We start from the raw sequence: 25885 nt of genomic DNA on the forward strand, positions 1-25885 counted from the left end.
AAGCCCCTCGGAAGTTTATAATTTTCTATTTTTGACTCAGATACCTGGCCCATGAGCAATTTTTTGGATAAACTTTTTAAAAACCAATCGCTTCTATTTAAGTATTTTCTATACTTGGTATCGGTTGTTTGTATTGTTTTGTTCTTTCCGCAAGGAGGAAAGTTTAAATATGAGTTTCAAAAAGGAAAGCCATGGCAGTATGAAAACTTATATGCTCCTTTTGATTTTTCCATTCAGAAAAGTAGTGATGATATTGCTAAGGAAAAGACAGAGCTGCTCAATAATCAAATAGATTATTTTAGGTTTGATTCTTCCGTAAAAGATGCGGTCAGCGAGGAATATGACCAGAAATTCACCACAGTTTTTACCGGAGAAAGGTTTAGCGCAAGCGCACTAGAGGCTCTTGATTCTTCAGGAAAGGACATTCTTAAACAATTGTATAAGAATGGAATTTTAGCTAAGACGGGCAAAAGAGCAGGGAAAGAAGAGATATATCTTGTAAAGGATAATCAAGCGGAGAGTGTATCTATACATAACCTTGTTCAGATTCAAAATTTAAGATCGGTATTGCAAAAAATATTGCAGAAAAAAGACTTGGCCATCTACGCTCAAGAATTCCAAGACCTATTTCTAGATATTGTAAAACCTAATATTACATATGACAAGAACTTGTCGGAGAAAGCGTTGAACGATGCCCTATCGGGGATATCCCATACTAGGGGCACGGTAGATGAAGGCAAGTTGATAATTGCTAAGGGAGAGGTAGTTGAGGCCGAAAACCTGAATATTTTAAATTCTCTTAAAACAGAATATGAGTCGGAATTATGGACCGCTAATAACTACTATTTTATATTATTCGGGTATACCATTCTGGTGGCATTAGTACTTATGATGCTTTTTCTTTTTCTTAAAAAATATAGGAAGGATACTTTTGAGAACAACACTAAGGTTACGTTCATTTTCTTCAATATCCTATTTATGGTATTCGTTACCACTATGGTGGTGAAATATGACGAAGCCTTTGTATTTGTGGTGCCAATATGCATTTTGCCCTTAGTGCTTAAAACTTTTTTTGATGCTAGATTAGGACTTTTTGTGCATGTACTTACTGTACTTATATTGGGTTTTGTAGTGCCCAATAGTTTTGAATATATCTTTTTACAGATTATAGTGGGTATTGTTACCATATTGACAGTTTCGGAACTATATAAGAGGGCGAATCTTTTTATATCCGTAGGGCAAATTACGCTGATATATGTTGTTGGCTATTTGGCGTTTCACATTATACATGAAGGTAATTTAGATAACATACAGTGGTTTACATTAGGATTGTTCTTTTTAAATGGAATGATAACCCTGTTCGTACAACCATTAATATATGTGTATGAAAAAGTCTTTGGTCTGGTTTCGGACGTTTCTTTGTTAGAGTTGTCTGATACGAACTCTAAGCTGTTAAAGGAACTATCTAACAAGGCACCTGGTACCTTTCATCATTCTTTACAAGTAGCGAACCTGGCCGAAGCCGCAGCTAATGAAATTGGAGCTAACGCTATGTTGGTTAGAGTAGGGGCTTTGTACCATGATATAGGCAAAATGAACCATCCAACTTATTTTACGGAGAACCAGATAACCAATGTGAATCCGCATGATGAATTATCCCCCAAAGACAGCGGAAGGATTATTATTAACCACGTGATTGATGGAATTGAACTAGCTAGAAAAAATAAATTACCAGATCGTGTAATTGATTTTATTAGATGCCACCATGGTACAACTTTCGTTTATTATTTTTTCAAAAAGCAACAAGAGTTGGAGGAAGAGGTTGACGAAAGTGATTTTAGATACCCGGGGCCCATACCCTTTTCAAAAGAGACAGCTATACTCATGATGGCAGATTCTGTAGAAGCGGCATCTAAAAGCTTGAAGAATCCTACATCTAGTATTATAGAAGATTTTGTAGATAAGATTGTAGCAGGACAAATGGGTGCCGGGCAGTTTTTAAATGCGAATATTACGTTCAAGGAGATAGAAGCGATAAAAAAGATTTTTAAACAGAAATTGATAAATATTTATCACTTGCGAGTGGAATATCCTGAATAGTAAAGAAGTACGAACACTTAAAAGGAGATGAAATTCTCTTTTTTATATGCCGATTTAAAATAGTTTTAAACTTCTTGAAAAAAACGCGAAAAATAGTTGCGAACTTGAATTCTAAGACATACATTTGCAACCGCAATTTTAGCCACGGAGACGTACTAAATTGAAGTTCTTTGAAGAGATTATTGGAGAGGTGCCTGAGTGGCCGAAAGGAGCGGTTTGCTAAATCGTCGTAGGTGGAAACACTTACCCAGGGTTCGAATCCCTGTCTCTCCGCAATGGCTGTCAAAGCAAATTGCGAGGGCAGAAAATATTTCTCAAAATATTGAATAAAGAAGATAACCATAGTATCGGGGTGTAGCGTAGCCCGGTTATCGCGCCGCGTTTGGGACGCGGAGGTCGCAGGTTCGAATCCTGCCACCCCGACAAATAGTGTATTGAAATTAATTTTTTAATACATAAATGAATGAAAACCAGTAAAATACATTTTTACTGGTTTTTTTTATGCCCGTTTGTGGGCATATTTATTAGTGTCCTATTTAATGATCTATTTTTTTAGGAAATAATTTCCTGAATTTATGCACATGCCTTATTTGACTTTCGAGGCGATTTGGCTTTCGTTTAACTGATTTTTTAATTAAAAACGAAAGTGATGCACAACAACTTTCAATACCTATTTAAGGTTTCGACCACCTCACTACCTTTCTATTTAACAGATCGATGATTACGGTCAGATACACCCATCCCTGAAAATATCTCCAATGACCCAGGATATCGTTTGGTTTTCCGACCACCTCTTGGACGGCCCCCTGTCCAGCCAATTGTAATACCCGCTTTTGCTTACTTTAAATATTTTGCACATCTTCCCAACTGGAAATTTAAGTCTATGGTGCTTTATGAACCTATATTTTTCATGTCGTCCTAGTCCTAGAAGAAGGTGGCTATCGCCTTTTTCAGGATATCAATTCTATCTACTATTTTTTAACTAGGCGATCTCCCGTTGTTCATCGGTAAGTTTCAGGTTTCCCTTGCCAGGAAAACTGTTCGGGCCGTACTCCTCGGCCTCCCTTCGCCAACGAACAAGAAAGTAAGGGTTCAGTCCCAGATCCCTTCATACCTCCGCAGCATTGCCCCTGGCATAGCTTAGTTCAATGGATTTTTGTTTGAATTCCTGTGTGTACTCTCGTTTTTCTGACATCTTTCATAATTAACTTAAACAGCCAATATGTTCTTATCTTACTGTCCGGTTAAATATAGTAAGTCCATTATTTTTGAATCAGCTAAGAAAGCAGTTGATAAAGACTCTTTATTAAGAATTTAATAGATTTATTGAGTTGTTGTTGTTTTTTTATTAAATTTATTTGCTTTTTGCATTGATTTTTTGAAAAAAAATTTAATTTTTAAGTTTGAATCCTAAGTCTTTACATAATGGTAATGGAATTATTAAGGAGACCGATAAGCGCATGTCTACTAATGAAAATGGCACTTACGAGTCTTCTGATTTTTATCTTTGGCAAGAGTTCAAAATGGGTAAGGAGAGTGCTTTTGCAAGAATCTATAAAGACAATGTAGCCCGTCTCTATAGCTACGGAATAAAATTGGTTAATGATAAAAGTTTGGTAAAAGACTCTATTCAAGACCTTTTTGTTGAGCTATGGGATGCAAAAGAGAAGTTGGGAGATGTAAAATCTATAAAATCCTACTTATATAAATCCATTAGAAGAAAATTAATAGCACAAGCTTCCAAGAAAAGAAAACGATTTAGTGATGGCCATGATTTGGAAGTTATTCACCGAGAAACCAGTTCTATCGAAATTAACTTGATAGAGAAGCAACTTTTCAATGATAAAAGAAAAAAGCTGGTAAAGACTTTGAATAAATTAAACGATAAACAACGTGAGATTATTCATTTGAAATATTTCGGTAATCTTTCTTACGATGAAATTTCTGAAATTATGTCCTTGGATAAAAAGGGCACCTATAACCTTATGGCTCATACTATTAAATTACTTCGCCAGCATTGGGTAACTATCTCATTGATGATGCTTTCTTTTAAGTTTTAACATATTTTCTCTGAATCTGGTAGTGTTTTGAGGTAATTATAGTGGTTCTATAATTATTTGCAAACCACCATGAATACTACTATTTATTAAATTTTTCAAAAAAAGCATGTTTTTTTTAAGTAAAAATTATGTTAACTCTCTCTTACTAATCGAACGCAGCTATTTAAAAGGCATTCAATAGTATAGAATGAGGTATAATGATTATTTATTAGAAGATTTTATAGCGGACGAATACTTTCAAAAGTGGGTATTGGATTCTGATACTATGTGCGATAATTTTTGGCAAAACTGGTTAAAAGATTATCCGGAAAAGGTAAAAACGGTAGAGAAGGCCCGCCGATTTGTACTGTTGTTGAATGTTGAAGAAAATCAGCTGCCAGAACAAGATTTTAATGCAATGTGGCGAAATATCGTGGAAAGAAGAAGTGTTGTTCTTCCGTATAATAAAGGTGAAAAAAGGTCAAAAACAAATGTTGCTTTAAAAGTAGCAGCTGTTTTTGTGGGGCTTATGGCAACTACATTAGCTGTTTTTTATACAAGTTTTGGAGCCTCCGCTTCTATTGAGAATCATTCTCAAATAACGTTAGAACTTGAAGACGGAACCGTAAAGGTCCTAAAGGAAGGGTCAATGAAAATCCTTACCGATGCTTCCGGAAAAACTGTAGGTGAGCAGAATCAAAATACATTGTACTACGCTCATAGTGATTCAATATCTCACACTTTAAAATATAATCAACTTACGGTTCCGTACGGAAAGAAATTTCAGGTAGAACTTTCAGATGGTTCGCATGTTTTTCTTAATTCGGGGTCAAAACTTAAGTATCCCGTAAACTTTGTATCGGGCATGCCAAGAAATGTTTACTTAGATGGAGAGGCATATTTTTCGGTTGAGAAGGATAGTGAACGTCCTTTTACCGTTATAACCGATGATATGGACACTCGAGTGTTAGGTACTGAATTCAATGTTTCGAGTTATAAAAATGAGAATAATACTTCAACTGTATTGGTTGAAGGAAGTGTGGTTGTCTTTAAAACTACAAATAATGAAACTCGTGAACCTGTACAACTAGTACCGGGAGAACGCGCCATTTTTGCGGATGATAAGATAGGTGTCGATGTGGTGAACATCAATAAGTATATTGCTTGGAAAGACAATAAATTATTGTTTGTAAATGATCCGTTTAACTTGATATTAAAAGAGTTGGAACGTAATTTCAATGTTGAAATCGACAACCAATATAAGGCCTTGGGAAGTAAAGAGTTTACCGGAACTTTTGATGATGAATCTTTAGAGCAAATTCTTACTATTTGTAGTGAACATACACCATTTAAATTTTCTATAGAAAAAAATAAGATAGTAATCCAAGAGAAATTAGATAACCTAAACTTTTAGGCATCAAAGTGGTGCCAATGACCAACCAAATTCTAAAATCAAAAAAAACATGATTTGAAACAAAAAAAATCGGAAAGTGTTGCAGCACTTTCCGAAGATTAAATGACTCAGTCGCTTTACAACTAAAATCAATTCAAAATTATGAAAAAACAAAGGAATGCTCCTGAATGTTGGAATTTTATTTTTCCGAAATTCGATTTAAAGATGAAGTTATCACTACTCTTTTTGTTTACTACTTTGCTTCAGCTACAAGCAAACATAGGCTATGCCCAAAAGACAAAAATTTCTTTAGATCTACATAATGTATCCGTTCTCAACGTAATAACGGAAATCGAATCAAAATCAGAGTTTAAATTTTTTTACCACAGACCAGATGTAATTTCGCTTGGTAATATCAGTATTAAGGTGAGTAAGAAAAAGGTTGAAAATATTCTTGAGGAAATATTCAAGGGTAGTCTCAATTTTAAGGTAATTGATAGGCAAATTGTGCTAACTCCTATCTCAGGCCCCGATATACGAGACGGCTCAAATGTAGAAGCAAAATCGTCAGATGATAGTCAAAAGTCACAAATTTCAGGTGTAATTGTTGATGAACAGGGTATGCCATTGGCTGGTGCCAATGTTGTTGAAAAAGGAACTACAAATGGAGTTACCGCTAATTTCGATGGGGAGTTTGTTATAGATTTGGAAAACGATGATGCCATTTTAATGATTTCGTATGTAGGGTATACTACAAAAGAAATAGCGGTAGGTAATGAGACACAATTGTCGATTACATTATCAGAAAATGCTTCAAGCCTTGAAGAAGTAGTGGTTGTTGGTTACGGAACTCAGAAAAAAGTAAATCTAACAGCTTCCGTTTCACAAATAGATTCAGAGGTTTTTGAAAACAGGCCTATTGCAAACACAAGTAGAGGCTTGCAGGGCGCGGTGTCCAATCTGGTAATTACAAATTCTGAAAGTGGAGGTCAGCCAGGAGCTAGCCCCAATATTAATATTCGCGGCTTTCAGGCTACGGATGCCGATGGTAATCTATCGAACAGCGCACCTCTAGTTTTGGTTGATGGTATTCGTATGAATATCAACAATATTGACCCCGAAGATATTGAATCGGTATCGGTATTGAAAGATGCGGCAGCGGCTTCCATATACGGTGCAGAAGCGGCCGGAGGAGCCATAGTGATTACTACCAAAACCGGTAAAAAATTAGAAGGTGGTGTTCGTGTTTCCTATAATATGAACTACTCATTGTCAAAACCTACTATATGGCCAGAATCTGTTGATGCTCTCACCTTTGCTTATGTTATGAACGATGCTAGGGCCAACAGTAATGCGGGGGCTTATTGGGATGAAGCTGCTCTTCAGAGAATTGCAATGAATGTTGAAAACCCAGGAAGTGCACCGGCTCTTTTAGATGAAAATAATGATGGTAATTGGGATCAAAGTAGTGCGGGCCTAGGGGCTACTGGTGCAACCGACTGGAAAGATTTTTTGTTCAAGGATTGGGCAGAAAGAAAAAAGCATAACCTTAGTATTGCCGGCGGTGATCAAAAATTAAATTACTACATTTCTACCGGTCTATACCAAGAAGATGGTCTTTTAGCGGTTGGATTGGAAAATTATAAGAGACTTAATTTAGATGCAAAGCTTTCTGCGAAACCAAAAGATTGGTTGGAATTGGAGCTGTACACGAAATTAGTCAAAAGTGAATCTGATTATCCTACCGATATTAATAGGGGTAGTACAGCAAATAATACCTCAAGGGTATTTGATTTGCTATCAAAAATAAAGCCGACTCTACCAACAGTAGATCCCTTTGGAGAACCACTGATTCAAGCGTATTATCCGTATTGGGAAAATCAAAGATATCATGAAGAAACCAATCAAATTGTACTATCCCCAAGGGTAATTATTGAGCCTATAGAAAATCTTAAGTTCAATTTACAGCTCAACTACAGAAGAAACAATGATTCAAATACCTATAAACTATTAACTACATCGTATTTAAATTCATTTGAAGAGACGGTGTTCGCCAGGGATCAAGAATCAACGGTTTATGAACCTACTTTTATTAATTACGAATATTTGTCGCCCAACCTTTTTGTTAATTATAATAAAAGTATTGGTAAACATAATCTAGATGCTACGATTGGGTATCAGAGTCAATTGAACGAATACCATTTATTAGGTGCGAATACTACTTATTTGATTACCGATAATGTAGTTTCGTTCAATACCTCATTAGGTGAAAACCAAACAGTAGATGAGGTAATTACCCATTGGTCAACCCAAAGTGGTTTCGGAAGGTTGCGATACAATTACGATGAAAAGTACCTTTTTGAGGTCAGTTATCGGGCAGATGGCTCTTCAAGGTTTGAGCCGGATGAGAGAGTAGCAGGTTTTGCTTCCTACTCGGCAGGGTATAATGTTGCCAGAGAAAATTTTTGGCCTTTGGACGCTGTTAGCACTTTTAAGTTAAGGGGCTCTTATGGTACTTTGGGTAATCAAAATGTAGCAGATTATCAATACTTATCTACTATTCCTATAAATAGCCCAGGTACTGGTTACCTGTTCAATGGAAATCGTGCCATATTTGCAGGTACTCCTGACTTATTGAGCCAGAGTTTAACTTGGGAAACCGTTAAAACTACAGATTTTGGCCTTGATGTGAATGCTTTCGGAAATAAACTGGGCGTGGTTTTCGATTGGTATAGAACAGATGTTGAGGGTATTCAAGGCCCAGGATTAGACCTTCCGGCCGTGTTGGGTACCACCTCGCCCAATACTAATATTGGTACTTCTAGAATTGAGGGTTGGGAATTTGAAATTAATTGGAACCAACGCATAAATCAAGATTTTAGCTACAGTTTGAGAGCCGTTTTGTCGGATTATCAGAGAACAATGGTCGAGTACCCGAATGAAACAAGCTCTTTGGCACAACCCTATTTTGAAGGTCAAGATTTGGGAGATATTTATGGCTTCACTTGGGATGGCTGGTTTTCTACCGATGAAGAGTACCAAACCTATGAAATTGACCAATCTTTTGTTGCGGGCAATTTTTGGGCCGGAGATACCAAATATGCCGATTTAGACGGGAATGGAGTGATAGATAGAGGCGAGTTTACGTCAGAAGATATGGGTGACTGGTCCGTAATAGGAAATACTACACCTAGGTACCAGTACTCATTAAATTTAGGGTTGAATTATAAGAGCATCGATTTTAATGTATTCTTTCAAGGGGTAGGAAAGCGTGATGTACTCGTTTCCAATCATCAAAGGTTTAGGGGTCCCGCTCAAGGCCCTTTTCATGCCATGGTTTTTGAAGAGCACGTAGATTATTACAGACCAGAAGATACGACAAGCCCCTTAGGCCCAAATACTGACGCTTATTTTCCTGCTCCGTACTCTGAAAACCCAGGTAGGAATAACAGGAATTACCAGTATAATGTAAATCGCTATGTACAAAACGGGGCTTACACTAGGTTGAAAAGCTTGCAAATTGGTTATACCGTGCCAACTGAGTTTACCGAAAAACTTAAAATTAGCAAACTAAGGATTTTTGCTAGTGGTGAGAATTTGTTTACCAAAACAGATATGCTTTTTTACGATCCAGAGACCATTCCTTCTGGTTTCGGTAGTGCTCAATCATATCCTTTGTCAATGATTATATCTACCGGCCTTAATCTTTCATTCTAAAAAAAAAAGCATATGAAAAATATATTCAAAATTACGGTTATAAGCTTCGCATGGATGATGATTTCTTGTGATGACTATTTAGACAGAAATCCTTTAGACGATATTACGGAAGTAGAATTTTATAAAACAGCCCAAGATTTAGAAACGGCCGTTAACAGCTTTTACGGAGATTTGCCATTACAAAGATGGCAAGGTGCCGGGAATGGTTTTGCTGGAATACCCGATAATAATTCCGATTTACTTATTGGCGAATTTGCCACTAATAGATTTTTAGGTTTTTATACTACTCCGACGGATGCTACCAATGCCATTTGGAGCTGGGATGAAGTAAGGGAAATTAACTTTTATCTTAGTAAGGTAAATGAGGCAGAGGGAGACCAAAGTGACTTAAATCAATATACCGGTGAAGGTTATTTTTTTAGGGCTTATTATTATTTCGATCTTTTGAAAGACTATGGCGATTTGCCAATAATCGATACCTATATTACCGATGCAGATGAAGAATATTTATATAAGGCAAGAGATCCAAGAAACGAAGTAGTAGATTTCATTCTCTCAGACTTAAACACTGCTATTGGCTTATTAGGGTCTTACCCAGATGTAGCAGAACAGCGAATTAACAAAGAGTTGGCCATGGCGCTTAAAGCAAGAATCGCTTTGTACGAAGGAACCTGGGAAAAGTATCATAGTGGTACGGTTTTCGGTGTAGACGGTTCAGATGGATCTTCATATTTGCAAATAGCCGCAGATGCTGCCAAAGAGGTTATGGATAGTGGTATTTTTCGGTTACATGGCGATTATGGTTCCCTTTTCAATCAAACTGATTTAAGCGGAAATAGTGAAGTTTTGCTTTGGAGACAGTATGATTATATTGGTCTTAATATTGGTAACGATTTACAGATAGGTTGGCCCAATAAATCTTCGTACACAAAATTTGCTCTTGAAAGTTATCTCAGCATTGACGGAGATCCCATTTCGGTAAGTCCGCTTTTTGAAGGTGACGATGACCTTTCGACCATAGAGAACAACCGAGACCCAAGACTTGCCGCTACCATTATGGTACCGGGGGATACTGTGAGAATAAATTCAGATGGTTCGGTAGAATTGTTCGTTGCTCCGGTAATTACGGGGCAGAATGCGGCCAGTACGGGATATGAATCCCAAAAATATAGAGATCCGAATATAGAGGAATCATCCAATCAATTTACTAGAAACACTTCAAAAATTATTATGCGTTACGCTGAGTTATTATTGATATATGCCGAAGCTAAAGCAGAATTGGGTACTCTGAGTCAAAGTGATTTAGACATATCGATTAATTTATTGAGAAGTAGAGCTGGTATGCCGGCATTAGAAATGGCAACTATCGTTACTGATCCTATGTGGCCAGATTATGGGTACACCCTTTCCAATGTTCTATACGAAATACGTAGGGAGCGCTCTGTAGAGTTAATTGGTGAAGGTTTTAGATTGGACGACTTATTCAGATGGAGGGCGCATGAGCTAATCAACAGTGGTTTGCCTAAGGGAGCTTACTTCTATGATGGTCATATAGAAACAATGGCTAGTGAATCTGAAGTATCATTAGACGCCAATGGTTACTTAGATCCGTTTCAAAGTGATGGGTCTTATAACTTCGACCCTGAAAAGGCCTATCTCACCGGAATTCCTTCAAATGAAATTATACTAAATCCCAACCTAGAGCAAAATCCTGGTTGGTAATTAGTTGTTTTATAAAATTTTAGTTAGTTCCCTCTGTTTATTAGTTTAGTAGTTGGAGAAGGGAGGTGTTTCCTCCCTTTTTTATCACCTTTTCCTAAATTATTCAACCTTGTCCATGAAGTCTTTAAATTGTAGGGAATCTGGCAAAAAATAGCACATCCTATAACGACTATTTTCAACGCACAACAAACAATTTAGCTCTTTAAAAGGGTCTAGTTTTAACAAAAGAGAATCATCCTTAATGGAATCATTGATGAAGCTGAAAAAAATGTATTGCCAAAAAGGTAATATGAACAAAGTAACTGTAGTGGTTAATGTATGTTTCTTAACACTCTTGTTCACAAGTTGCCAAACAAAAGTTAATGATAGAATAACGGATCAGCCTCCCAATATCGTCTTTATAATGAGTGATGACCATGCATATCAGGCAATTAGTGCCTATGGATACGGTCTGAACAACACACCAAATATTGACAGAATTGGTAAGGAAGGTGCTATATTCAATCGTTTTTTTGTTACCAATTCCATTTGTGCTCCTAGTAGGGCGGTAATGTTAACTGGTAAACATAGCCATATAAATGGTAAAGTAGATAATATTAGTCCTTTTAATTGGAATCAAGATAATTTTGCTAAAACGTTGCAAGGGGCAGGGTATGAAACGGCCTTAATCGGAAAAATTCATTTAGATGGCCGTCCTCAAGGTTTCGATTATTCTAACGTGCTCCCCGGGCAAGGGCAATACTATTCTCCCGATTTTATTGAAAATGGTGTCAAAAAAACTATTCCGGGTTACGTGACACAAATAACTACGGATCTAGCCTTGAACTGGCTATCTGAAAAAAGAGATTCCTCCAAACCGTTTTTAATGCTTTATCACCAAAAGGCACCACACAGAACATGGATGCCTGAAGAAAAATACTTAGGCCTTTTTGATACCATAACAATAGATCCACCTGCCAATTTTTTTGATGACTATGAGAGTAGGGAAGCAGCCAAGACTCAAGAAATGTCCATTTTTAAGGATTTAGATTTGGTATACGATTTAAAAATGCTGGACGTGAATGGCGATATAAAAACAAAATATCGCAATATGTTTCAAAAAAAATACGACAGGATGAATCCTGAGCAAAAAGAAGCTTGGGATACATATTATAATCCAATAATTGAGGAATTCAAATCAAAAGAACTAGAAGGGGAAACCTTGGCACTTTGGAAATATAACCGATATATAAAGGACTATTTAAGCACCGTTCAATCCGTAGATGATGGCGTTGGCCAAATATTAGATTACCTAAAAGAAAATGATTTAGAAGACAATACGATCATAGTATATACTTCAGACCAAGGTTTCTATTTAGGAGAACATGGTTGGTTCGATAAAAGGTTCATGTATGAAGAATCTTTTAGAACTCCATTATTGGTCAAATATCCAAAAGAAATAAAACCAGGTACTGTAGTCAATAATTTGGTTCAGAATATTGATTTTGCACCTACTTTTTTAGACTATGCCGGACTTGATATCCCAAAAGAAATTCAAGGTAATTCCTTTAGAAAGTTGGTTAATGGCGAAGCTGACGAATGGAGGGATGCCGTTTACTATACGTACTATGAGTTTCCTGGCGAGCATAAGGTAAAAAGACACTATGGGGTTAGAACCGAACGCTATAAATTAATCCACTTTTATTATGATATAGATAATTGGGAGTTATATGACCTTCAAGAGGACCCCTCTGAGATGAATAATATATATAATGATCCTCAGTATGGGTCTATCAAAAAGGAAATGCATGAAAAGTTAGATGAGCTGAGAAAAAAATATAGGGATAGTGACGAACTTACACAACAGAATTTAGATCGGTTTTTAGAGGCCAAGGGATTAAAAAAATGATGAAAATAATAAAGTTTAAAACTATTGATTAATGAAGTACAGAATAAGCCTAAATTACTTTATTCTATTATTGGTGGTTATACTCTTAATAGGGTGCAAAGCACAAACCACAACCGTTGCAAAAACAGATAGGCCTAATGTACTTTTTTTGTTTACTGATGACCAGCGCTATACATCCGTTGGTAGTTTGGAAATTGAAGAGGTCTCAACCCCTGCAATAGATGGTCTGATGGAGCAGGGCACTTCTTTCACCAATTCCTATATCTTGGGAGCTCCGCATGGAGCTGTTTGTTCACCTAGTAGGGCCATGTTAATGACAGGGCGGCATTATTTTAATCTAGAACCTAATGTATACGCTCAGTTCTCCGTTGCCGATAGTTTAAAGGGAATCTCTAAATTTTTGACTTTTCCCGAATATTTTAAGGCTAACGGTTATCACACCTTTGCTACTGGGAAACAGCATAATGGTGTTCAGTGGGTTGAGAAAGGCTTTGATGAAGGAAAATCATTGTATTTGGGAGGAATGACCAAACATTTTGGTACGAAGGTCAAAGATTTCAACAAAAAGGAAGGCTGGTCCAAACCTTATGTCAATGAAAATAAATTTTCTAGTGAGCTCTTCGCTGATGCCGCTATTCATTTTTTGGAAAATGAGAGGTCAGATAGTCCTTTTTTTATGTATGTAGCCTTTACGGCACCACATGATCCAAGGACCGCTCCGGAAAAATACCATACTATGTACCCGGCAGCAGTAACCAAAGTTCCTGAAAATTTTATGGAAGAACACCCTTTTCCTATTGCCGATATGAAAATCCGCGATGAAAAGTTGGCTGATTTTCCAAGAACAAAAGAAGAGGTGAAAAAACATATATCAGATTATCATGCAATGATAACCGCCACAGATGCTCAAATTAAAAGAGTATTGGCAGCATTGCAAGCTTCAGGAAAAGCAGATAATACCATCATTGTTTTTTCAGGGGATAATGGTCTTGCTATAGGTCAGCATGGTCTGTTGGGTAAACAAAGCGTTTATGAACATAGTATAAAGGTTCCACTAATTTTTGTAGGTCCGAGTATACCAAAAAATGAAAAAAAAGAAGCTTTTGCCTACTTACATGATGTTTTTCCAACGTTATGCGGGTTGGTGGGTTTAGAAATTCCTGAATCCACTCAGACCTTAAATTTAACTCCGGTTTTATTGGGCGAAAAAGAACAGGTTAGAGAATCGATGCTCTACGCATATAATGCTTGGCCTGGAGATAAAAAGCCCAATCAGAGAGGAGCGCACAGAGCCGTTCGAAAAGGTGATTATAAATTAATAGTGAGCAGTAGGGATGGTGAGGTTACCCACCAACTTTTTAATATAAAAAAGGATCCTTGGGAATTGAATATCCTTAATTCTAATTCAGAATACGAAAAAATAAAAGCCGACCTGCTGTTAGAACTGAAAACCTTGATTCGAAGAGTGAATGATCCGGCGGATTTAGAGAAAGATATGTTTGGGTTATATGAACACATCGAATAAAACTATAGTTCAAAGAATTTAAATGAAAATTAAGAGAATTTCACTTTTTAAAATAAGTATACTAAGTACTTTAATGCTCTGTACGTTGTGCGTTCAAAGCCAAGAGGGGGATACAAATTTAGAATGGGATGCTCTGGCGGCATCTTATAAATGTCCGGAATGGTTCAGAGATGCAAAGTTCGGCATTTGGTTTCATTGGGGACCACAAAGTGTACCTGAACAAGGGGGTGGATGGTATGCAAGACACATGTATATGAAAGATGTGGGCAAACAGGTTTTTGGTAAAATGGCTAATCCATATCATCTAAAAACGTATGGACACCCTTCGGAATTTGGATTTAAAGATGTCATAAATTCATGGAAAGCAGAAAATTTTAATGCAGAAGAGCTAATTGATTTTTCTAAGAAAAATGGAGCAAAATATATTGTAGCGTTAGCAAATCACCATGATCATTTTGATTTGTTTAACTCTAGCTACCATCCTTGGAACTCCGTAAATGTCGGGCCCAAGAAAGATATAATTAAGGAATTTGCAGATGCTGCCAGAGCATCCAACTTAAAGTTTGGGGTCACAAGTCATGATAATAGGCATTTGGAATGGTGGAAACCGGCCTTTGGAGCTGATGAAAGCGAAGAACTAAAAGGAGTGCCTTACGATGGTAGACTTACCAAGGAAGACGGAAAAGGGAAATGGTGGGAAGGATTGGATCCTGCGGATCTATATGGACCAATACCGGAAAACAGGACGCCCAAAGTCATTGAGAGTATTAAGCAGAATTGGGAAAAAAGACATCTGGAACTAGTGAATATGTATAAACCCGACTTACTGTATTATGATGGAGGCAGGTTTTCATACGGGGAATATGGTAAAGAAGTAAGTAGACGCCTATACAATAACAGTCTTGCGGAAAACGGAACTATTGAAGCCGTAATGTTGTTAAAGGGCAGAGTACCGGGAACAGTTAACGAGGTTGAAAGTGGAGGAAGTAATACATTACGTAATGAACCATGGCAGTCAGAAATAACATTTACCGATTGGTTTTATAAAAAGGATAGACATCTTACGCATAATGCACGGACGATTTTAGAAATGCTGATAGATGCGGTTAGCAAAAACGGAAATTTACTTCTAAATATAGAATTACATCCAGACGGAACCATACCTAGCGAACAAGAGGTGATAATCAATATTGTTGGTGATTGGTTAGCGATAAATGGTGAGGCAATTTATGAAACACGGCCATGGAATGTATACGGAGACGGAGAAAGTGTACGTGGGGGCAGCTCTCTTTCCGCAAATGGAGAAATTAGAAACGTAGATGAGAATGCGGTAACCATGAGGCACAAGGGCGAACATTACAACCAGCGTACTACCGCCTCGCCAGCTTATGCCAATGACGAAGTAAGGTTTACCGTAAAGGACAAAACGTTCTATATAATAGCACTTAACCCTGAAATAGGCCCGCTGTTGATGCCAACGCTTGGTTTGGGCAAGTCAACAAATCCCGGAAAACTAAAATCATTGGTGCGCCTAGATACCGATACAAATATAAGTTTTAAGCAAACAGAGGTAGGGACATCTATAACTATACCCGTCGTTAATGGCAGGAGTTATCCTATAGTTTTTAAAGCTGAATTTAAAAACGTCAACTTTTAAAACGCAAATCCAAATTCATTTTACCATGGCCAAACTAAATCGACTAAAAAAACATATGTATTCCGTTCTTTTGTGTGCGGTAACGTTAGTTTTTATTTCCTGTAACCAAGCAGAAAAAAAGGAACCGGAAGCACCCAAACAAAAGCCTAATATTCTTTTTATAATGGCGGATGACCACACTTCCCAGGCCTGGGGTATATATGGGGGCATTCTGGAAGATTACGTACATACACCAAATATTAAGAGGTTGGCCGCAGAGGGCACGGTTCTAGAAAATTGCTTGGTATCCAACTCAATTTGTACACCTAGTAGGGCTACTATTCTTACGGGGCAATATAGTCATGTAAATGGAGTAACTACCTTGGGAGCTGGCCTTTCACCTCAATATAACAACATTGCTAAAGAGCTTCAAAAAGGAGGGTACCAAACATCGGTAATTGGTAAATGGCATCTTAAACAAGAGCCTGCAGGTTTTGATTACTATTGCGTGCTTCCAGGCCAAGGTGAGTATTGGAATCCTGTAATGAAAACCAAAGAAAATTGGGAAGATTATTACGGTGGAGGCAAACAATATGAAGGATTCAGCACAGATTTAATAGCGGATAAAACGATTGATTGGATAGAAAACAGGGATAAGGATAAACCTTTTATGGCCATGTGCCACTTTAAAGCTACCCACGAGCCTTTTGATTATCCGGAACGATTTAGCGATTTAAACCGAGATGTTGATATTCCAGTTCCTGCGTCTTTTTACGATAAAGGATCGGAAACCACGGGGCGCTCATTTAAGGGACAATCTATTGACAACCTGAAGAAACGCTATTTGGATGCAACGGCAGACCCATCTTTGCGAAAAGATTTTATGAACTATCCGGAACTACCTTTTTCCGTAGATGGATTGACCAATGATGAGGCACGTTACCAGACCTATCAAAAGTATGTAAAGGATTTTATGCGTTGCGGAGCTGCAGCCGATGATAACATCGGTAAGCTATTGGACTATCTGGAAGAATCCGAACTTGCAGATAATACGGTAGTCATTTACACTGCAGATCAAGGTTATTTCTTAGGGGAACATGGCTGGTTCGACAAAAGATTGATTTTTGAAGAATCCATCCATATGCCATTTGTCATTAGATATCCAAAAGAAATACGTGCAGGTGCTAGAAATAAAGATTTGATAGAAAATGCCGATTTTTCAGCTCTGTTTGCAGATTATGCTGGCATAGACTATCCGGAGACTATGCAAGGACGTAGCTTCCGTGAAAATCTAAAAGGAAATACGCCAAGCGATTGGAGAAAATATGGCTATTACCGGTATTGGGACCATTCTAAAGATCGTCCGGGTCATTTTGGAATTAGGGGTAAACGCTATAAGTTGGCTTTTTTCTATGGAAATGGATTAAAGGTTAACGAGTACAAACCGGGAGAGGAACCAAGGAAATACTGGGATTTTTACGATTTGGAGGAAGACCCTAACGAATTACACAACGCATACGAAGACCCTCAATATCAAGATATCATCTCAGAGATGAAAAAAGAGATATTGGCACAACGAAAAGCTTTGGGTGATACGGATGACGATAATAAAGAGGTACTGGAAATTATCAAGAAACATTGGAATGATTAAAACGAGGGTGTCAATTGATGTATTAGGATCAAAAGCTTTTCGACTGCTGTTATTTTTCATAATAGCACAAGGTATGTTGTCTTGTAGTAACCAATCTGAGAACAAACCGGACAAAAAGCCAAACGTTATACTCATTATAACGGATGATCAAGGCTTTGGAGATTTGGGTTATTATGGAAACCCGAATATAAAGACTCCCGTATTGGACAGCCTTGCCGAACGAAGCGTAAGGTTCGATGAATTTTTGGTCAACCCGGTTTGTGCTCCTACGCGTTCTGCTATTATGACCGGAAAGTATGCTATGAGTACCGGTGTGCATGATACGTATAGGGGAGGAGCTATGATGGCACCATCTGAGGTTACCATTGCAGAGCTACTCAAAGAAGCAGATTATAAGACGGGAATGATAGGAAAATGGCATTTGGGCGATAATTACCCCATGAGGCCTCAGGATCAAGGATTTGATTATACTTTAAATCACTTGTCTGGGGGTATAGGTCAATATGGGGACTGGCCCAATACCTTAAAAGGAGACCGTAGCTACTTTGATCCTATTCTATGGAAAAATGGAGAGCAGGTACAAACCCAAGGGTATTGCTCGGATGTTTTTACAGAAGCAGCTATAGATTTTGTCAAGGAAAACAAAGAGAGTCCGTTTTTTCTGTACCTGTCGTACAATGCGCCACATGGCCCGCTGCAACTGCCTCAGAAGTACTATGATTTATATAAGGATATAGACCCTGATGCAAATGTTAAGGACCAAGGCCTGCCTTACCCTAAGGTAACCGAGCACAGCAGGGAGAACGCACGAAAAGTCTATGGTATGGTTACCAATATCGATGATAACTTAAGGTTACTTTTTAAAAGTTTGGATGAGTTGGAGCTTGAGGAAAATACCCTAGTGATTTTTATGACGGATAATGGTCCGCAGCATCCAAGATATATTGCAGGCATGCGTGGTAGAAAAGGTTCGGCATTTCAAGGTGGGGTAAGAGTGCCAAGTTTTTGGTATTACCCAAAAGCATTTAAGGAACCTAGGGATATTAAGACACCAGCCGCACATTATGATATACTGCCAACTTTGGCGGAGCTTACGGGAGCCAAGATTCCAGATGACCTAAAGATTGAGGGAACCAGTTTGATGCCTCTATTGACTAAAGAAGAAAGCGAGTTGCCGGAGCGTATTATCAACCGGTATTGGTCTAGGGATGCACCTGTAAGATACAGGAATATAGCTACCAGAAAGGGGAACTATAAACTGGTAGGCGTAGGTAAGGACGATAATGGGAACGATCAGTTTCAGTTATTCAATTTGGATAAGGACCCTTACGAGCAAAATGATATTTCAAGCGAGAATAAAAAATTGGTTGACGAACTTAAGGTTGAGATGGACAATTGGCTTAATACGATGGAAACATCGGAGCATATACTGGATTCGCCACGTCCAATTATAGGTACGGTCTTTGAAAACCCGGTGATGTTAAACCAAAACGATGCGAATTTTATAAAGAAAGAAGGCGAAAAAAAAGAACTTATTTATTGGGATGCGATTATTAAGGAAACAAAAAATTATGACATCATCGTCCATCTAGACCAAGCAATGATGGATAATGGTGAGCTGGAGTTGGTCATAGGTGACCAAAGAGAAGCACTTAGCTTTAAGGGAGAGGGGCAGACCAATTTTGTTTTTAAAGACCTAGAACTAAGCGAAGGGGATATTACCATAATGCCAAAACTTTATGTTATGCATAATGGAGAAATGGAATACAAGTACCCCTTTTATGTAGAGGTTAAGAGTTTATAAGAATTATAAGAAAAGCTATTATGGAAATGATGAGATTATATATTCTATCACTAGTGCTGACTATTACTCAATTGTCAGTTTACGGGCAAGACGGCATGAAACTATCTTATGATACGCCTGCAGTAAAATGGACGGAAGCTTTACCCGTAGGTAATGGTAGTTTGGGAGCGATGATTTTTGGTGGAGTGGAGAAAGAACACCTTCAGTTCAATGAAGAAACACTTTGGGCGGGAGAACCGCACGATTATTCTCATGAAGGAGCTGGAGACTATTTGGCGGAAATTAGAAACTTGCTTGCTAAAGGAAAACAGTTGGAAGCACAAAATCTAGCCACCGAAAAATTCATGAGCGTACCGCTAAAACAAGTGCCTTACCAACCTTTCGGCGATTTGTTCCTAGAGTTTCCTGAACATAAAAATTATGAAAACTACAATCGAAACCTAAATATCTCAAATGCCATAAGTACTGTTTCTTATAAGGTGGATGGAGTAGATTATAAAAGAGAAGTCCTCTCGAGTTTTCCGGACAATGTACTTGCCCTCAATATTAGTGCGAGCAAATCCAAAGCATTGAATTTCAATGTCTATATGGATGCCCTGCACGAGAATAAACAGTTGGATACTTCCGGAGCTACACAAACGCTATCTGTAGCGGTTAAAGACGGGGCGTTAAGAGGCGTTGCTTCATTTGAGGTGGAGACAGATGGGAAGCTAACTATTGAAGATGGTAAAGTTGCAATCGCGAAAGCATCCTACGCTACAATCTATCTTACGGCCGCCACCAATTATGTAGATTATACGGATGTCAGCGGTAACCCTGAAGGAGAAGTAGATAAGGTTTTAACAAAAATAAAAGGGCAAGACTTCAAAAAGATTAAAGCAAAACATATTAAAGATTACCAAGGGTTATATAATCGCCTAACCATAGACCTTGGTGATAACGGCAGGTCTAAATCACCCACGAATAAACGAATTTACGATTTTTGGAAAGACCCCAATGACCCTCAACTAGTGGCACTTTACGTACAATATGCAAGATACTTGCTTATTGCGAGCAGTAGACCCGGTACAAAACCTGCAACCTTGCAAGGTATTTGGAATCATAAATTAAATCCGCCATGGTTCAGTAGCTATACTACCAATATTAATTTGGAAATGAATTATTGGCCGGTTGAAATTGCAAATTTGAGCGAATGTCACGAACCCTTGTTCGGGCTTATAAAAGACCTGTCCGAAAGCGGAAAGGCAGTAGCTAAAAAGCATTACAATGCAGACGGTTGGATAGCCCACCACAACATAGATATCTGGCGAGGTGCCGCACCCGTTAACGCGTCTAATCACGGTATCTGGTTAGGTGGAGGGGCTTGGTTGAGTTCCCATATTTGGGAGCATTATCTATTTACGCGAGATAAAGAGTTTCTGAAGGAGTATTTTCCGATTATCAAAGAATCGGCATTGTTCTATTCCCAGTTTTTATACGAAGACCCGAAGACAGGTTATTTGATTAGTTCTCCTTCCAATTCCCCAGAAATAGGTGGTCTAGTAGCTGGGCCCACTATGGACCATCAACTGATTAGAGCATTGTTTCGAACGGTAATTGAATCTTCTGAAATTTTAGGCGAAGACCAAACTTTTGCTACAAAACTAGAGGCAATGATTCCTAAAATTGCCCCGAACCAAATAGGAAAGCATGGTCAATTACAGGAATGGATGGAAGATAAGGATGATCCTGAAAATCATCACAGACATGTATCCCATTTATGGGCCGTACACCCGGGTAAGGAGATAAATTGGGAAGAGACGCCGGAGTTAATGAAAGCGGCAAGGCAGTCTTTGGAATATAGAGGTGACAATGGTACAGGCTGGAGTTTGGCTTGGAAGATTAATTTTTGGTCGCGGTTTAAAGACGGCAATAGGGCATATAGTTTGATGCACAGACTTTTGAGTCCTGCTGAAATTCCAGAGCGAAAAATTAGGGGAGGCTCATATCCCAATCTTTTTGATGCACATCCACCTTTTCAAATAGATGGAAATTTTGGTGGCGCCGCGGGAATATTAGAAATGTTGATACAAAGCCATATGGATAAAATAGAAATTTTGCCTGCGCTGCCGAATGCACTGCCAAACGGAGAAATTACAGGTGTAATGGCCCGTGGTGGTTTTGAAATTTCCCTAAAATGGAAAGATTTAGAAATGGAATCTTTGGAAATACTATCTAAAAATGGTTCCGATTGTAAAGTGGAGTATAAAGGCAAAACCCTAAGCTTTAAGACAGAAGCTGGTAAAAAGTATAAGTTTAACAAAGAACTGAAGTAGCATGAAAAAAAATGATAGGATGAGGATATTGGTAATTTCTTTCATGTTTTTGGTGGTAGCAGTTCCTAATATTTGGGGACAAGGGAGAGTCAAGAAACCAAATGTGATTATATTTTTCATGGATGATCAAGGGTATGAAGATGTAGGCGTATTTGGTTCTCCATTGATAAAAACCCCGAATTTGGACGAGATGGCCGGAAACGGAATGAGGTTCACAGATTTTTATTCCGCTTCTCCTGTTTGTTCTCCTTCTAGAGCTGCTTTACTAACAGGGGCATATCCGCCTAGAGTTAACGTGCCAGTGGTGTTGTGGCCCAATAAAGAAGGCGGTCTTTCAAACAAAGAACTGACCATTGCCGATATGTTAAAAACCAAGAAATACACCACAGCTTGTATTGGTAAATGGCATCTAGGAGATGAGGCGCAATACCTACCAATAAAACAAGGTTTTGACTCTTACTATGGAATTCCTTTTAGCAATGATATGTCTGCTAATACAAGCGCCAAGGTTGCCGATAATATTCTTTTTAGAGAGGGAATGACCTTGGATAGTTTACGTGAAGAGAAATGGAGAGGAGGTCAAGTACCCTTGTTCAGACAGGATGAAGTAATAGAGTATCCTGTAGACCAGACAACCTTAACCCAGCGATATACGCAAGAAGCTCTTGGGTTTATTCAGAAGAATAAAGACAATCCTTTCTTTCTCTATGTAGCCCATACTATGCCGCATATCCCATTATATGCTTCTGATAATTTTAAAGGAAAAAGTGCCCGCGGTTTGTATGGGGATGTGATAGAAGAGTTGGATTGGAGCATGGGGCAAATCTTAAAATCTTTAGAGACGCTAGAAATTGACGATAATACTTTGGTGATTTTTGCTTCGGATAATGGTCCTTGGAAACTTGATAACGGCCATGGAGGTAGTGCGTACCCACTAAGAGGGTATAAGTTCAATACCTACGAAGGCGGTATGCGCGTACCAATGATAGCACAATGGAAAGGACAAATACCGGCCAATACCGTTTGTTCCGAAGTTACCTCTACCATAGATATATTGCCTACCGTAGCATACCTAACGGATTGCAAGCTACCCGATGAAAAGATAGACGGCTATAATATTTGGCCGATAATGCAAGGTAAATCCAAAAAGTCGCCACATGCAAAAACCGGTTTTTACTACTATAAGAAAACCACTGCAGAAGCGGTTAGAAAAGAAAATTGGAAACTACGCAGAGTTGAAGGAGTCATAGAACTTTTTAATTTGGATGAAGATATATCGGAGACGACCAATGTTGCATCTTCCAACCCTAAAAAAGTAAGAGAGCTGACCAAGATGTTAGATGAATTTGATGCGGAATTAAAAACGGATGTCAACAGATATCAATAAATAGATTAGTTAGAGTGAAATACTTGAACCAAATAACCAAAGTTGTAATCTTTTCCATGGTAATGATTGCCATTTTTGCCTATACGGATGAGAAAGAAAAAACACCCGTATATAAAAATCCAGATGCGCCAATTGAAGATCGGGTAAACGATCTTTTGGACAAGATGACGTTGGAAGAGAAATTCTGGCAAATGTTTATGATTCCTGGAGACCTTTCCGATGGAAAAGAAAAATATAAGCATGGTATTTTCGGATTTCAAGTATCCTCAAAAGGAAAAAACGATAATGCAGCCGAACAGTTAATGGATTACGGTCCTTCTGGTAGCGCAGAGGAAATGACCAATAAAATCAATGAGATTCAAAAGTATTTTCTAGAAGAAACACGGTTGGGTATTCCAATTATTCCTTTTAATGAAGCTTTACACGGTTTGGCCCGTGATGGGGCAACGGTTTTTCCGCAAGCAATAGCCTTAGCTGCAAGTTGGGATACGACATTGGTGGGCAACGTTGGCCGTGCGGTTACGAAGGAAACCAAAACAAGGGGTATTCGGCAGATTCTTTCTCCTGTATTGAACATTGCACGAGATGTACGTTGGGGCCGTACGGAGGAAACCTATGGAGAAGACCCGTTTTTAACTACTCAAATGGCCAAAACTTATATTGGAGCGTTTGAGCGTGAAGGCGTCATAACCACGCCTAAACATTTTGTAGCCAATGTAGGTGCAGGTGGTCGTGATAGCTACCCAATAGATTTTAACGAACGTATTCTAGAAGAGGTCTATTTTCCTGCCTTCAAAGAGGTTTTTAAAGAAACGGGAGCAAGGTCCGTAATGACATCGTATAACTCACTAAATGGAACACCTTGTACTTCCAATGAATGGTTGCTAAGAACCAAACTTAAAGAAGAATGGGGTTTTGAAGGTTTCGTTATTTCCGATGCCGGAGCTACTGGTGGCGCTAATGTGCTCCATTTTACGGCCAAAGATTATGCAGAGGCTACGGAAGATGCCGTGGAAGCAGGTCTAGATGTATTGTTTCAGACCAGTTATAATCATTATCCTCTTTTTTGGGAAGCCTATGAAAAGGGAATGGTAGATATAAAAGCCATAGATGAAGCGGTTTCAAGGATATTAAAAGCAAAATTTGGACTTGGACTTTTTGAAAATCCGTATGTAGATGCCAAGGATGCTGCGTTCTGGAACGGTCATCAAGACCATCAAGAATTGGCACGTAAAGCGGCGGCCTCCTCTATGGTGCTTTTGAAAAACGATCAAGAAGTATTGCCTATCGATAAAAATAAAAAGGTAGCCCTTATAGGCTTTGATGCCAAGGAGGCCAGGTTAGGAGGCTATAGCGGTCCTGGTAATAAAGTGGTCTCTATGTATGATGGCCTGGTTGCCAAAATAGGTAAAGAAAATATAAACTATGCTCCCGGCGTGCCATTAAAGGAACAAAATTACCAAACAGTAGACAAAACCTATCTGTCTACTGAGGAGTCTGGTAAAAAAGCTGTTGGCCTTTCTGCCGAATACTACGATAACATATCGCTAAAAGGCACACCAACTGTGAAGCGCATTGATAAGCAAATGGCTTTTTCATGGACACTTTTCTCGCCTCATGAAGATTTGCCGTACGATTGGTTTTCCGTGCGCTGGAACGGTAAGATCAAAGGTCCTAAAAACGGTCCGGTTACTATTGGTATAGAAGGGAACGACGGATACAGGATTTACCTTGATGGTAAATTATTTATTGACAACTGGAAAAAGCAATCATACAATACCATTGTAAAACCATTCGAATTTGAAAAGGACAAGGAATACGATATCCGAATCGAATTTTTTGAATCCGCAGGGAATTCCAAAATTAAATTAGTTTGGGATGCAGGTGTCGAGCAAGATTATCAAGCACGGATAAACAAAGCCGTAACCGCGGCAAAAAATGCGAACGTAGCCGTAATTACCGCTGGTATTAACGAAGGAGAGTTCAGGGATAGGGCACTGTTGGATTTACCGGGACACCAAGAAGAATTGATTAAGGCAGTGGCCGCTACGGGAACCCCAACAATTGTTGTTCTTGTAGGCGGAAGCGCTATAACTATGGGGAATTGGATCAATGAGATAGATGGTATTTTAATGGCATGGTACTCCGGTGAAAATGGAGGGAACGGTCTAGCCGATGTCCTTTTTGGAGATGCCAATCCAGCGGGTAGATTGCCAATAACCTTCCCTGTAGACGTGGCTCAATGTCCATTATATTACAATAATAAACCAACGGGTAGAGGAGACAATTATCATAATCTTACCGGTCAGCCCTTATTTCCTTTCGGATATGGTCTCAGTTATACCTTCTTCACATACAGTGACCTGCAGTTTAGTAAGACCAATATTTCCGCCGATGAAACCGTAACGGTAAGTTGTAAGGTTGAAAATACCGGGGAGGTAATTGGAGATGAGGTAGTACAATTGTACATAAGGGATGAGTTGGCTAGTGTAGTAAGGCCCATCAAGGAATTGAAAGGCTTTCAGCGAATTACTTTAAAACCGGGACAGCAAAAGACCGTTTCCTTTGAGTTGGGAGAAAAGGAGCTATCCATGTTGGACAAAGACTTAAACCGTATTGTAGAGCCAGGAGATTTTAGAATTATGGTAGGTGCATCCTCAAAAGATATTAGATTGAGAGGTTTTGTAAAAGTGAATGAAAATTGAAGT

General features: G+C 38.5%; 13 protein-coding genes, 2 tRNA genes and 1 pseudogene. 15 read left to right on the forward strand and 1 reads right to left on the reverse strand.

The genetic code is table 11. The features are described 5' to 3' along the window. The first annotated feature begins 51 nt into the window (after positions 1–51). From P0077_RS14730 to P0077_RS14740, 3 genes are all read left to right on the forward strand, one after another. Positions 52–2100 (forward strand): HD family phosphohydrolase, encoded by a 2049-nt coding sequence (locus P0077_RS14730; protein WP_276165971.1) that lies wholly within the window; start codon positions 52–54, stop codon positions 2098–2100. 184 nt (positions 2101–2284) lie between these two features. Next, a tRNA-Ser gene (locus P0077_RS14735) sits at positions 2285–2373 on the forward strand. A gap of 75 nt (positions 2374–2448) precedes the next feature. Then, positions 2449–2523, forward strand: a tRNA-Pro gene (locus tag P0077_RS14740). Between the two features lie 316 nt (positions 2524–2839). Here P0077_RS14740 and P0077_RS20965 read toward each other — a convergent pair. After that, positions 2840–3295: pseudogene (locus P0077_RS20965) on the reverse strand (transposase); the annotation flags it as partial. A gap of 208 nt (positions 3296–3503) precedes the next feature. Here P0077_RS20965 and P0077_RS14745 point away from each other — a divergent pair. The 12 genes from P0077_RS14745 (at position 3504) to P0077_RS14800 (ending at position 25882) form a co-directional block, all read left to right on the forward strand. Then, positions 3504–4160, forward strand: a complete 657-nt coding sequence (locus P0077_RS14745; protein ID WP_276165972.1) for an RNA polymerase sigma factor — start codon at positions 3504–3506, stop codon at positions 4158–4160. Between the two features lie 187 nt (positions 4161–4347). Then, positions 4348–5553 (forward strand): FecR family protein, encoded by a 1206-nt coding sequence (locus tag P0077_RS14750; protein ID WP_276165973.1) that lies wholly within the window; start codon positions 4348–4350, stop codon positions 5551–5553. Between the two features lie 141 nt (positions 5554–5694). Next, positions 5695–9249: a TonB-dependent receptor gene (locus P0077_RS14755; RefSeq protein ID WP_276165974.1), complete on the forward strand. Its 3555-nt coding sequence runs from the start codon at positions 5695–5697 to the stop codon at positions 9247–9249. 12 nt (positions 9250–9261) lie between these two features. Beyond that, positions 9262–10971 (forward strand): RagB/SusD family nutrient uptake outer membrane protein, encoded by a 1710-nt coding sequence (locus P0077_RS14760; protein ID WP_276165975.1) that lies wholly within the window; start codon positions 9262–9264, stop codon positions 10969–10971. A 289-nt stretch (positions 10972–11260) separates the two neighbouring features. Further along, complete coding sequence (locus tag P0077_RS14765) at positions 11261–12859, forward strand: sulfatase family protein (protein WP_276165976.1); 1599 nt, start codon at positions 11261–11263, stop codon at positions 12857–12859. Between the two features lie 31 nt (positions 12860–12890). After that, entirely contained in the window at positions 12891–14384 is a 1494-nt protein-coding gene (locus P0077_RS14770; protein WP_276165977.1) for a sulfatase family protein, read from the forward strand. 22 nt (positions 14385–14406) lie between these two features. Then, entirely contained in the window at positions 14407–16041 is a 1635-nt protein-coding gene (locus tag P0077_RS14775; RefSeq protein ID WP_276165978.1) for an alpha-L-fucosidase, read from the forward strand. A gap of 25 nt (positions 16042–16066) precedes the next feature. Next, positions 16067–17671 carry a sulfatase family protein gene (locus P0077_RS14780; RefSeq protein ID WP_276165979.1) on the forward strand — a complete coding sequence of 535 codons (1605 nt, stop codon included), beginning with the start codon at positions 16067–16069 and terminating at the stop codon, positions 17669–17671. Then, on the forward strand, positions 17664–19475 hold the full coding sequence (locus tag P0077_RS14785) for an arylsulfatase (RefSeq protein ID WP_276165980.1): 1812 nt from the start codon (positions 17664–17666) through the stop codon (positions 19473–19475). Before P0077_RS14780 ends, P0077_RS14785 begins: the two co-directional genes overlap by 8 nt. A 26-nt stretch (positions 19476–19501) precedes the next feature. Beyond that, positions 19502–21790, forward strand: a complete 2289-nt coding sequence (locus tag P0077_RS14790; RefSeq protein WP_276165981.1) for a glycoside hydrolase family 95 protein — start codon at positions 19502–19504, stop codon at positions 21788–21790. Between the two features lies 1 nt (position 21791). Beyond that, a complete protein-coding gene (locus tag P0077_RS14795) occupies positions 21792–23177 on the forward strand; it encodes a sulfatase family protein (protein WP_276165982.1) in 1386 nt (461 codons plus the stop codon). 14 nt (positions 23178–23191) lie between these two features. Further along, the gene (locus P0077_RS14800; protein ID WP_276165983.1) at positions 23192–25882 is read left to right on the forward strand and encodes a glycoside hydrolase family 3 protein; all 2691 of its coding nucleotides are present in this window, start codon (positions 23192–23194) and stop codon (positions 25880–25882) included. Positions 25883–25885: the final 3 nt, after the last annotated feature.

The organism is Zobellia alginiliquefaciens (assembly GCF_029323795.1).
GTDB classification, from domain to species: domain Bacteria; phylum Bacteroidota; class Bacteroidia; order Flavobacteriales; family Flavobacteriaceae; genus Zobellia; species Zobellia alginiliquefaciens.

What these genes read in the sequence shown, in the direction of transcription:
- P0077_RS14760 (WP_276165975.1), top strand. Translation starts at nt 9,262, where the DNA reads ATGAAAAATATATTCAAAATTACGGTTATAAGCTTCGCATGGATGATG.
- P0077_RS14765 (WP_276165976.1), top strand. Translation starts at nt 11,261, where the DNA reads ATGAACAAAGTAACTGTAGTGGTTAATGTATGTTTCTTAACACTCTTG.
- P0077_RS14780 (WP_276165979.1), top strand. Translation starts at nt 16,067, where the DNA reads ATGGCCAAACTAAATCGACTAAAAAAACATATGTATTCCGTTCTTTTG.
- P0077_RS14775 (WP_276165978.1), top strand. Translation starts at nt 14,407, where the DNA reads ATGAAAATTAAGAGAATTTCACTTTTTAAAATAAGTATACTAAGTACT.
- P0077_RS14750 (WP_276165973.1), top strand. Translation starts at nt 4,348, where the DNA reads ATGAGGTATAATGATTATTTATTAGAAGATTTTATAGCGGACGAATAC.
- P0077_RS14790 (WP_276165981.1), top strand. Translation starts at nt 19,502, where the DNA reads ATGATGAGATTATATATTCTATCACTAGTGCTGACTATTACTCAATTG.
- P0077_RS14730 (WP_276165971.1), top strand. Translation starts at nt 52, where the DNA reads ATGAGCAATTTTTTGGATAAACTTTTTAAAAACCAATCGCTTCTATTT.
- P0077_RS14755 (WP_276165974.1), top strand. Translation starts at nt 5,695, where the DNA reads ATGAAAAAACAAAGGAATGCTCCTGAATGTTGGAATTTTATTTTTCCG.
- P0077_RS14785 (WP_276165980.1), top strand. Translation starts at nt 17,664, where the DNA reads ATGATTAAAACGAGGGTGTCAATTGATGTATTAGGATCAAAAGCTTTT.
- P0077_RS14795 (WP_276165982.1), top strand. Translation starts at nt 21,792, where the DNA reads ATGAAAAAAAATGATAGGATGAGGATATTGGTAATTTCTTTCATGTTT.
- P0077_RS14770 (WP_276165977.1), top strand. Translation starts at nt 12,891, where the DNA reads ATGAAGTACAGAATAAGCCTAAATTACTTTATTCTATTATTGGTGGTT.